Below are 10,710 nucleotides of genomic sequence, written 5' to 3'. Positions count from 1 at the left end.
GCGCCTCCAACCGCGAGGTGGCCACCTGGTGGGCGTGGGGCTGCTCATCACCGGACTCATCACGGGCTCCCAGGAATCCAGTGTCGCCCGGGCCCGGCGCGAGGAGCTGGTACGCGAGCGCATCCGCCTGGAGGACGAGCTGCGCGACCTCAAGGCCCGCCGTGACGCGCGCTCCACACTTCAGGCGCGCCGGTGGCAGCCGCGGCCCACGATTCCCCTGCTCGCCCTGCGCTTCTGACACATTGCCCCACGCACGCCCGGCCCCTGTCCGGCCGGGAGTGTGGCGGGAAGCGGGCGGGCGCGGCGGGGCGTGACATACTCGCGGCCCCTTTCGCCTCGCGCATGTCCCTCTCGTACCGCGGCACCTCCCGGTTCACCCTGCTCGCCGAAGCGGCGCTGGCGGCGCTCGTCGTGCTGTGCCCGCTGGCGCTCGGTGGCGCGGCCTCGTGGTTGTTGTGGCCGCTGATGGCGCTCTCCGGTGCCGCGGCGGTGCTGGCTGCGGTGGGGGCGAAGCGGCAGGGCCAGTCGCTGCGCTTCCCGTTGCTGGCGGTGCCCCTGGCGGCCGGCGCGGCGCTGTGCGCGGTGCAGCTGGTGCCACTGCCCGCGGGTGTGCTGGGCGTGCTGAGCCCGGAGGCGGCGGCGCTGCGCGAGTTCGCGCTGGTGCCGCTGGGGCTCGAAGGCGCGCGGCCGGTGTCGCTGGACCCGACAGCCACCTGGCGCGAGCTGTCCAAGCACCTGGCCTACCTGCTGGCGTTCCTCGCGACGGTGCAGGTGTGCCGCTCGCGCCGCTCGCGGGTGCGGCTGCTGGCGGTGCTGGCCTTCACCGGCGCGGCCCTGGCGGTGGTGGGGCTGGGGCACGCGCTCGTCGGGGTGAAGAGCCTCTTCGGGCTGATGTCGTGGGTGCACGCGCGGCCCACGCTGGTGACGCCCTTCGGCAACCCCAACCACCTCGCGGGCTTCCTCGGGTTGGCCTCCACCGTGGCGCTGGGGCTGGCGCTCACCACGCGGCCCCGCTCGCGCGCGCTGCCCTACGCGTTGGCGGCGGCGGCCGGAGGGCTGGGCGTGATGCTGTCGCTGTCGCGCGGCGGCATCGCCTTCTTCGTCTTCGGCCAGGCACTGCTGGCGCTGCTGCTGCTGCTGCGCAGGCGCCATGAGACGACGGGGCGCGCTCCGCCGGTGTGGGCCCGGAGCGCCGCCGCGCTGCTGGGGTTGCTGGCCGTGCTGGCGGTGGGCGCGTACACGGCCGCGGACCGGCTGTGGGCCGAGGCGCGCACGGCGGACAGCGTGGAGGAGCTGCGCCAGTCCAAGGTGTCGCTGTGGCCGATGATGGCGGAGGCCGCGCGCGCCTTCCCGGTGCTGGGCATGGGGCGGGGTGCCTTCGAGTCGGCCTTCCCGCGCTACCAGTCCGCGCCCAATCCCAACACCTTCACGCACCCGGAGAACGCGGTGCTGCAGGCGGCGGTGGAGCTGGGCGTGCCGGGCCTGCTGTTGCTGGGCCTGGCGGCGTGGGGCTTCGCGCGGCTGTTGCGCCGCGAGGGGCTGGACGCCCTGGAACTGGCGGCGCTGGCGGGCGTGGCGGGGCTGGCGCTGCATGACCTCTTCGACTTCGCCCTGGAGCTGCCGGCGAGCGCGGTGGCGGCGCTGGTGGTGCTGGGCGCGGTGGCGCGTCCCCGGCGCGGGCGTGCGGACGGGAAGCCGGGGGGCGTGAGGCCCTCACCGCTGCTGCTGGGCGCGAGCGTGGCGCTGGCGGGCCTGGGGCTGGTGGCGCTGGTGCCCGGGCGGCACGCGGTGGCGGACGCGGAGGCGGAGCTGGCGGGGCTCGTCGCGTCGCGCGCGCCGCTGGAGGACGTGCGCTCGCGCGGGCTGGCGCTCATCGACCGGCACCCCTCGGACTACCTGCTGTACCGGCTGGTGGCCTCCGCGTACGCGGCCCACGGGCGCGAGTCGGCGGGCGAGGCGCTGGCCTTCGTCAACCGCGCGCTGTACCTGGCGCCGCGCGATGCCGTGGCGCACCGGGTGGCGGCGCGGGCGCTGCTGGCGCTGGGGCGTCCCTCGCAGGGCTTCCTGGAGTACCGGCTGGCGCACGAGGCCGGGGACGCGACGGTGCTGCTGAGCGAGGCGCTTCGCCGGGCGCGCACGGTGGAGGAGGTGGCCGCGCTGACGCCGGACGCGCCGGAGATGGCGGTGCGGCTGTTGGACTCGCTGGCGAACACGGCGGGGCGGCTGGAGCTGGCGCGGGCCTATTCGAGCTGGGCGCGCGAGCGCTTCGAGGGCCGGCCGGGTCTGGCCGCGCTGTGGGTGCGCGAGGCGCGGCTGCGGCTGCGGCAGCGCGAGCTGGACGGGGCGGAGGCGGCGTGCGCCGAGGTGGAGCGGCTGGAGCCGGAGGCGCTGGAGTCGCACCTGCTCCGGGCGGAGGTGCTGCGGGCGCAGGGGCGGCGCGAGGAGGCACTGCAGACGCTGGAGCGGCTGCTGGCGCGCTTCCCGGGCCACGTGGAGCTGTCCTTCACGCTGGCGCATCAGCAGCTGGAGGCGGGGCTGACGCGGCGGGCGAAGGACACGCTGCAGGCGGTGTCGCCCTTCCTGACGGACTACGCGCAGCGGGCGCGGCTCCTGTCGCTGGAGGCGTCCTGCCTGGAGCGCGAGGGGCTCCTGTCGCGCGCGGTGGAGCGGCGGCTGACGGCGGCGCGGCTGGCGCCGGGGCCGGACGCCTGGTTCGCGGTGGCGCGGACGCAGGAGTCGCTGCGCCGGTATGACGCGGCGGCGCGCTCGGTGCACGAGGGCATGCGGATGTTGCCGCCCGGGGCGCGCAAGGACGCGGAGGCCTGGGCAGCCCGGCTGGAGGCCGCGGAGCGGGCGCGGGTGGACACCCGGCGCAAGGAACTCCAGCAGGACCCGAATGCCGAGGAGCTGGAGCACCTGCTGCGCAACACGGGCGGCTCGGGAGAAGCGGCGGACGACGCGCGTTAGCCGCGTCCCGGGACGTGTCAGGCGGGCGCGTGGGACTCCAGCTCGGGCTGGGGCATGTGGGCGAGGTGCCGGGGCTGCTCCTGGATGAACGACGCGACCAGGGGCCACTCGAGGGTGGCGAAGTCCTGGAAGCGCATCTCCAGGGCCTCCTCGTGGGAGCCGGCGCGGAAGAGGAGTCGCTCGGTGAGGCTGAGTGACTCGTCGACGGCGACGGGCAGACCGTAGAGCTCGCCGAAGGGGGGCTCGGCGCCCACCTCGCAGTCTGGGAAGCGGCGGGAGAACTCCTCCTCGGTGGCCAGGCGGACGGTGCGGACGCCGAGGATTTCACGGACGCGTCGCAGGTCCACGGTGCCGGCGGCGGGCACGACGAAAATCCAGGGCTGCCGGTCCGCCAGGACGATGACGGACTTGGCCACGCGCCAGCCGGAGACGTGGAGTGCCTGGGCCAGCTCCTGGGCGGTGACGGCGCGAGGGTGCCAATACCGCTCGAAGCGCACGCCGTGTCGCCGGAGGTAATGCTGGATGGATTCCGGAATCATGGGGGAACTGTCACCTCCTTGTCAGAGAAGGTGGTTACCCCCGCCGGGTAAGACCATCGTACGAAGACGACGCACGGTCCTCCCGTGGCCATTCCCGCCCACCGGGGGCTTCCTGGCCCGTCGGTAGGGCAGGGAGGCAGGAAGGCCTCAGTGCTGGAAGTCGTACACGTTCCCCAGCTTGAGGATGCGCGTCAGCTCGTCCAGCGCCGTCATCGTCTCGCGCACGAGCTGCGGGTCCTGGAGGTCCTTGGGGCGCAGCACCTCGCGGTAGTGCCGGCGCACCCAGGCGGCCAGCGAGTCGTGCAGCGCGGGCGTGTAGAAGACGTCCGCGGTGATCGCCTTGCGCTCCGCGTCCGTCAGCCACACCCGCTGCCGCAGGCACGCCGGGCCACCGCCGTTGTTCATCGACTGGCGCACGTCCAGGTAGTGCACCGCCTTCACCGGCGTGTCCTCCGCCACCACGCGCTCCAGGAACTGGCGTGCCGCGGGCGTCTCCTGCGCTTCAATCGGCGCGACAATCGCCATGGTGCCGTCCGGCAGCGTCAGCACCTGCGAGTTGAACGGGTACGACTTCACCGCGTCCTTCGGCGGCAGCTCCGCGCTCGTGGCCACCACCGCGCGGAACTCCGGCCCCAGCTTCTCGCGCAGCATCTGCAGCAGCCCCGCGTGGTCCACGAAGGCCAGCTCGTGCAGCATCAGGAACCGCTCGTTGCCCACCGCCATGACGTCCGTGTGGAACGCCCCCGCGTCGATGCCCTCCGGATGCTGCTGCGGGAAGAGCACCTGCTTCGCGTCCAGCTGGTGCAACCGCGCCAGCGACTGGCTCGCCTCCAGCGTCTGCCGCGCCGGGAAGCGCTTGGGACCCGGCACGTCCTGCCACGCGCTGCGGCCCCACGCCAGCAGGTGCACGCCCGCATGCCCCGGCGTCGCCAGCCGCGTGTGGTTCGCCGCGCCCTCGTCCGCGAAGTGGCTGCTGCCCGGCAGCGGCGCGTGCACCGTGAAGTGCCGCGTGTCCGCGAAGATGGCGCGCAGCACCGCGTACGTCGTCTCCGCTTCAATGGCCCGGTGGTACATCTGCGACAGGTTCGCCGGTGTCAGGTGCACGCGGCCGTCCGCCGTGTCCGAGCTCGGCGCCACCGTGGCGGCGTTGGCCGTCCACATCGCGGACGCGCTCGACGTCAGCCGCAGCAGGTGCTCCGCCTCGCGCGCGGCGCGGGTGATGATTTCCTCGTCCGTGCCCGTGAAGCCCAGCGCCCTCAGGGCGCGCAGCGACGGGCGCGGCTGGGGCGGCAGCACCGCCTGCCCGACGCCCAGGCCGGACACGAAGCGCATCTTCTCCAGGCCCTGGAGCGCCGCCTCCCGGGGGTGGCTCGGCTCTCCCCCGTGGCTCTGAGACGCCAGGTTGCCGGGCGAGAGACCGCCGTAATTGTGGGTGGGACCGACGAGCCCGTCGAAGTTGTATTCGCGCATGGGATATTGAACGCCCTGTGGAGCGTCCTCCCTTAGCAAAGCGCCTCAAACGTTTCCTCCGCTACCTGCTCATTCGCGGAGTGCTGTTACTCCTCCAACCTCTCCCCCTGGGGGTGGCCCGGACTCTGGGCGCGCGCCTGGGCTCTCTGGCCTACACCCTGGCCGGAGGTGAGCGGCGCAAGGCCCTCAAGTCCCTCGCCGTGGCCTTCCCGGAGAAGTCCGACGCGGAGCGGCACGAGCTGGGCCGCGCCGCCTTCCGGCACCTGGGCGCCGCCGCGATGGAGGTGGCCTGCACCGGCGCCCTGGACCAGGGGCTGGAGCGCCTGGTGGCCTGGCCGGAGGAGGACCGCCGCGTGCTGGAGACCGCCCTGGCCCGGGGCCGCGGCGTCGTCTTCGTGTCAGGCCACGTGGGCAACTGGGAGCTGCTCGCCCGGCGGGTGGCCCGCGCGGGCTACCCCAGCCAGAGCATCGCCAAGGAGACCACCGACCCGCGCCTCACGGAGCTGGTGGGCCGCTTCCGCGAGCGGGGCGGTGTGCGCAGCATCTGGCGCGGCCAGGAGGGCGCCGCGCGGGCCATGCTGCGCGCCCTGCGGAGCGGCGAAATCCTCGGCATCCTCATCGACCAGGACACGAAGGTGCAGTCGCTCTTCGTGCCCTTCTTCGGCCAGCTCGCCGCCACGCCCCGCGCCGCGGCGGACCTCGCCATCCGCACCGGCGCCGCCGTGGTGACGGGCTTCTGCCACCGCGACGGCGAGGGCTACCGCCTTTCCATGGAAGAGGTGCCGGTGCCACAGGTTGAAGACCGCGAGGCCGCGGCCCTGGAGCTGACCGCGGCCCTGTCCCTGCGCATCGAAGCCGCCATCCGCCGTACACCCGAGCAGTGGGTGTGGATGCACCAGCGGTGGAAGACGCGTCCGCCCACCGCCGCACCTTCACCGCTTCCGGAGGCGGCGAAGGCCGCGGCCCGGTGATAAGGAGGGCCCCGTGTCACGCCTGTCCGCCAGCCTCGTCGTCCTCGTCGCCGCCTTCGCCGGCTGCTCGCCCCGCCGTGCCCCGGGGCCGCAGCAGCCGGAAGACCCGCCGCCTCAGGTCGTTCTGTACGGCGCGCGCATGAACTCCTTCGAGGGGGAGCGGCTCAGCCTCTCCGGCACCGCCGAGCGCCTGACGTACCAGCGCGCCGGGGGGGACGTGCAGGGGACCAACGCCACGCTCAAGCTCCCACCCGGCAAGCTCTCCGAGGGGGCTCCTCCGGGGGCGTCCGGCGGGGTGGAGGTGAGCGCTCCGAATATGGAGGGCAACCTCACGTCCAAGCAGGTCGTGGGGTCGGGTGGGGTGGTCATCAAGACCGGGGATGGCATGGTGGCCCGCACGCCCCGGCTGACGTACGACGCCAACACCCAGCGGGCCCATGGAAACGAGGGCGTGACGGTGACGGGACCGGACTACCGCATGCGGGCGGACCGCTTCGAGCTGTCCTTCCCGGATGAGACGTTCATCTTCGCGGGCTCGGTGGAAACCGTGCTGGGAGCGGCAGAGTGATTGAGTTCCTCGTGATGGCCTTCTTCGTCGCCCAACCCGTCCCGGCCGCCGGCGCGGCCCCCACGGACGCGGGCACGCCGCCCGCCGCGGGCGCCCCCGGCACGCTGGCGCCTCCGGCCCAGTCACCGGGCCAGGTGCAGATCAAGGCCGACCTCATCACCGGCGAGAAGACCCAGGCCGTCCTCACGGGCAATGTGAGGGCCACGCACCGCACGCTGGACCTGCGCTGCGACAAGAGCATCGCCTACTACACCCAGCCCCGCGAGGTGACGCGCGTGGTGTGCACGGGGAGCGTGCAGGCGCAGGACGGCGACCGCATGGCCCGCGGCGAGCGCGCCGAATACGACGTGCCCAGCGGCGTGTTGGTGGTCACCGGCTCACCCGAGGCCCGCCAGGGGACCACGTACATGCGTGGGACGAAGGTGCGCCTCACCCTGGGGAGCGAGAGGCTCGAAGTGGAGAACGCCGTCATCATCTTCGAGCCGCCCCCCTCCGACACCCCGGCGCCGCGCCGGAGGGGCACGGGCACTCCCGCACGCTCTCCGGCCCAGCCCCCCGCGGCCCCGAAGACGCCGGCGGCGCAGCCGGCGCCCGCCGATGGAGGCACGTCGAAGTGAGCGCGAAGCTGATGGCCGAGGGCCTGGAGAAGACCTTCCGCGGCCGCAAGGTGGTGCGGGGCGTGTCCTTCAGCGTGTCCCCGGGCGAAGTGGTGGGCCTGCTCGGGCCCAACGGCGCCGGAAAGACGACGAGCTTCAACATGGTGGTGGGCCTGGTGACGCCCGACGCCGGCCGCGTGCGCGTGGGCGACGAGGACCTCACCGACATGCCCATGCACCGCCGCGCCCGCAGGGGCGTGGGCTACCTCCCCCAGGAGGCCTCCGTCTTCCGCAAGCTCACCGTGCGCGACAACTTCCTGTCCGTGCTGGAGCTCCAGAAGGACCTCGACAAGCGCACCCGCGAGCAGCGCGCCGACGCCCTCATGGAGGAGTTCGGCCTCTCCCACGTCGCTGAATCGCTGGGCGAGACGCTCTCCGGCGGCGAGCGCCGCCGCGCCGAGATTGCCCGCAGCCTCATCCCCCAGCCCCGCTTCATCCTCTTCGACGAGCCCTTCGCCGGCGTGGACCCCATCAACGTGGGCGACCTCCAGCGGCAGATCTTCCTCCTGCGCGAGCGCGGCCTCGGCGTCCTCATCACCGACCACAACGTCCAGGACACCCTCGGTATCTGCGACCGCGCCTACATCATCGCACAGGGACAGATTCTCGAAGAGGGCACGCCCGCCCAGATTGCCGCCTCCCCGCGCGCGCGCGCCGTCTACCTGGGAGAGCGGTTCCGCCTGCAACAAGCGCTCTAGGGACGACTGGCCAGCAGCCAACCGAGTGACTAGGATGGGTTGGCCCCGCTTTTGCGTTGTCTGCCCGACACGGCCGTGTCACGCTGAGTGGGTGTAAGTTGTTGGTTTCCTTGCAGAATTTGAGCGGTGTAGGCAGGAAACCACCTTCACGCCACTAGACGAAGTCAGCCAGTCTTGTTACGTTGGCACGGTCTTTGATTGCGGCCTCATTTTATAAGGGTCCGCATCAAACGGGAGACAGCGTCCTCATGGCGATGGAACTCAAACAAAGCCTGAAGCTTGCGCAGCAGCTGGTGATGACGCCGCAGCTGCAGCAGGCCATCAAGCTGCTCCAGCTCTCGCGCATGGAGCTGCTCGAGCAGGTCCGGGAGGAGATGGAGCAGAACCCCCTCCTCGAGCAGCCGGACGAGCAGGCGCTTGGCGATGTATCCGACAAGGAGCCGGGCGAGGCCTCGCTGGAGGCCGACAACGTCGAGATTCCCCGGGACGTGGAGCTGCCCGCCGCGACGGCGGAGAACGCGCCGGAGTTCAAGGCGGACGGCGAGGGCCCGCCGGAAATCGACTGGGAGCAGTATCTCAACAGCTACCAGTTCAACGAGCCGACCACCGCCTCCAACAAGGGCAACGTGGCCACGGACGACCTGCCGTCGTTCGAGGCCAACCTCGTCAAGAAGGAGGACCTGGTCGACCACCTCCAGGAGCAGCTGGGCACGCTGCGCCTGAACGACGCCGAGCGGCGTATCGCCATGCTCATCCTCGGCAACCTGGATGACGACGGCTACCTCAAGCTGCCGGAAGTGGATGGAGATCCGCTCATCCGCCTGGCCAACGAGGCCGACGTGCCCATGCACGTGGCGGAGCGCACCCTGCGCCGCATCCAGATGCTGGAGCCGCGCGGCTGCGGCGCCCGCGACTTGCAGGAGTGCCTGCTCATCCAGCTGCAGGGGATGAAGGAGAAGGGCGCGGCCCTGCTGGGCCTCATCATCAAGCGCCACATGAAGTACCTGGAGTCCAAGAACCTGCCCGCCATCGCCAAGGACCTGAAGGTCCCCATGGAGGAGGTGGTGGAGGCGGTGAAGCTGCTGCCCAAGCTGGACCCGAAGCCGGGCCGCAACTTCAGCGGGGACGACGCGCAGTACATCACCCCCGACGTCTTCGTCTACAAGATGGGCGACGACTACACCGTGGTGCTCAACGACGACGGCCTGTCGAAGCTGCGCATCTCCGGCACCTACCGGAACGCGCTGAAGACGGGCGCGGTGGGCCCCGGCCAGACGAAGGACTTCATCCAGGACAAGCTGCGCAGCGCGATGTGGCTCATCCGCTCCATCCACCAGCGGCAGCGGACCATCTACAAGGTCACCGAGAGCATCGTGAAGTTCCAGCGGGACTTCTTCGACAAGGGCATCGCCCACCTCAAGCCGCTCATCCTCCGGGACGTGGCCGAGGACATCGGCATGCACGAGTCCACGGTGAGCCGCGTCACCACCAGCAAGTACGTGCACACGCCGCAGGGCATCTTCGAGCTGAAGTACTTCTTCAACTCGTCCATCGCCCGCGTCTCCGGAGAGGACACGGCGAGCGAGGCGGTGAAGCACCACATCAAGCAGCTCGTGTCGCAGGAAGACCCGCGCAACCCGTACTCGGACCAGAAGATTGTCGAGCTGCTGCGCGCGCAGGGCACCGAGATTGCCCGCCGCACGGTGGCCAAGTACCGCGAGGTGCTGGGCATCCTCCCCAGCAGCAAGCGCAAGCGGTACTACTGAGGTCCCGGAGCCGGGGCGCCTGGCGCGGGCGGTCGTGAAGGCCGCCTGCCCGGCACGAGCTCCCGGCCACTCCCCTGAAGCACTGGCGCCTGGTGCGGGCGGTCGTGAAAGGCCGTCTGCCCGGCGCGAGCTCCCGGCCACTCCCGCGGGACGCTCCGTGGGTGCGAGCGCGCGTCACCGGCTCCGCGCGGCTCGGGGCGGGAGTCTTTCGGGACGGGGCGCTCGCCCGCTGAAACCCGCTACCGGCGGGTATAGGGTACGCCCCGTCATGCACCTCTTCTCTTCCCGGTTCTTCCGCGGCGCGCGGCCCGCCGCGCTCGTCGCGCTCACCCTGCTGGCGGGCTGTGGCCGCGACCTCGAATCCGAGACGGTGGGCCTCGCCGCGCTGGCGGACCGCACGCTCACCTGGTCGCTGACGGACGTGGACTACTTCGAGGGCGTGGAGCCCGAGGGTTCCCACCGCTTCACCGTCACCTTCTCCCTCGCGCAGGACGACCGTTGCACCCGGCTGGGGGAGGGCGTCACCGCCACCTTCAACGGCGCGCCCATGCGCCTGGAGCCGGGCGGCATCGATGACACCGCCGGCCGGGGCGTGTGCGTGCCCACGCGGGCCTTCCTCGACTTCGACCCCAACGTCTGGGGCCAGGAGCCCACCGAGGACGCGCGCGTCGTCCTCCAGGATGGCTCGGCGACCGTCTCGCTCGTCCTGCGGGGAGGCAAGGCCAAGCGCCGGCTGGCCTTCCAGGGCGCGGGCGACGCCGACCGGCTGACACGTGGCCAGACGTACACGTACCAATGGCAGCCCGCCGGGGAGGTACCCGCTTCCGTCAACGCCACCCTGCTGCGCGAGGGGGGCTCGGCCGCCGCCAACATCCCCCTCACGCAGGACGCGGCGCGCGTGTCCTTCACCGTGCCCGCCGGCACGCCCGTGGCCAACCACCTGCTGACGCTGAGCGGGAGCGCGCCCGGCACGCTGCTGGAGTGCACCGGCGTCGCCTCGTGCGAGGGCACGGTGTTCCACTCGGAGGAAATCGTCGTCACCGTGCAGTAGCGCGGCCGTCCGGAGGGCGGGCGG

Annotated in this window: 9 protein-coding genes and 1 pseudogene; 8 read left to right on the top strand and 2 right to left on the bottom strand. The window is 72.1% G+C overall.

All coding sequences use genetic code 11. From position 1 onward, the window contains the following. Together HG543_RS46325 and HG543_RS46320 are read left to right on the top strand one after the other, a co-directional pair. Nucleotides 1-238, top strand: a pseudogene (locus tag HG543_RS46325) (hypothetical protein); the annotation flags it as partial. Nucleotides 239-342: 104 nt separating this feature from the next. After that, the gene (locus HG543_RS46320) at nucleotides 343-2,967 is read left to right on the top strand and encodes an O-antigen ligase family protein (protein WP_169351376.1); all 2,625 of its coding nucleotides are present in this window, start codon (nucleotides 343-345) and stop codon (nucleotides 2,965-2,967) included. A 17-nt stretch (nucleotides 2,968-2,984) separates the two neighbouring features. Here HG543_RS46320 and HG543_RS46315 read toward each other — a convergent pair whose 3' ends face one another. Together HG543_RS46315 and astB are read right to left on the bottom strand one after the other, a co-directional pair. Further along, entirely contained in the window at nucleotides 2,985-3,506 is a 522-nt protein-coding gene (locus HG543_RS46315; RefSeq protein WP_169351375.1) for an aminoacyl-tRNA deacylase, read from the bottom strand. A gap of 147 nt (nucleotides 3,507-3,653) precedes the next feature. Further along, a complete protein-coding gene (astB, locus tag HG543_RS46310; protein WP_169351374.1) occupies nucleotides 3,654-4,976 on the bottom strand; it encodes an N-succinylarginine dihydrolase in 1,323 nt (440 codons plus the stop codon). 17 nt (nucleotides 4,977-4,993) lie between these two features. On the opposite strand from astB, the gene HG543_RS46305 reads away from it, so the two are divergent. The 6 genes from HG543_RS46305 (at nucleotide 4,994) to HG543_RS46280 (ending at nucleotide 10,686) form a co-directional block, all read left to right on the top strand. Continuing rightward, nucleotides 4,994-5,947: an LpxL/LpxP family acyltransferase gene (locus HG543_RS46305; protein ID WP_169351373.1), complete on the top strand. Its 954-nt coding sequence runs from the start codon at nucleotides 4,994-4,996 to the stop codon at nucleotides 5,945-5,947. A 13-nt stretch (nucleotides 5,948-5,960) separates the two neighbouring features. Then, entirely contained in the window at nucleotides 5,961-6,515 is a 555-nt protein-coding gene (gene lptC, locus HG543_RS46300; RefSeq protein ID WP_169351372.1) for an LPS export ABC transporter periplasmic protein LptC, read from the top strand. Next, the gene (locus tag HG543_RS46295) at nucleotides 6,512-7,132 is read left to right on the top strand and encodes an LptA/OstA family protein (RefSeq protein WP_169351371.1); all 621 of its coding nucleotides are present in this window, start codon (nucleotides 6,512-6,514) and stop codon (nucleotides 7,130-7,132) included. The genes lptC and HG543_RS46295 overlap by 4 nt, the downstream gene beginning before the upstream one ends. Next, nucleotides 7,129-7,869 carry an LPS export ABC transporter ATP-binding protein gene (gene lptB, locus HG543_RS46290; protein WP_171818865.1) on the top strand — a complete coding sequence of 247 codons (741 nt, stop codon included), beginning with the start codon at nucleotides 7,129-7,131 and terminating at the stop codon, nucleotides 7,867-7,869. The genes HG543_RS46295 and lptB overlap by 4 nt, the downstream gene beginning before the upstream one ends. 248 nt (nucleotides 7,870-8,117) lie before the next feature. Continuing rightward, entirely contained in the window at nucleotides 8,118-9,635 is a 1,518-nt protein-coding gene (rpoN, locus tag HG543_RS46285; protein WP_169351370.1) for an RNA polymerase factor sigma-54, read from the top strand. A gap of 268 nt (nucleotides 9,636-9,903) precedes the next feature. Beyond that, a complete protein-coding gene (locus tag HG543_RS46280) occupies nucleotides 9,904-10,686 on the top strand; it encodes a hypothetical protein (RefSeq protein ID WP_169351369.1) in 783 nt (260 codons plus the stop codon). The last annotated feature ends 24 nt before the right edge of the window (nucleotides 10,687-10,710 follow it).

Source organism: Pyxidicoccus fallax, assembly GCF_012933655.1.
In the GTDB taxonomy this organism is placed as follows: domain Bacteria; phylum Myxococcota; class Myxococcia; order Myxococcales; family Myxococcaceae; genus Myxococcus; species Myxococcus fallax.
This window is presented reverse-complemented; position numbering and strand designations above follow the sequence as displayed.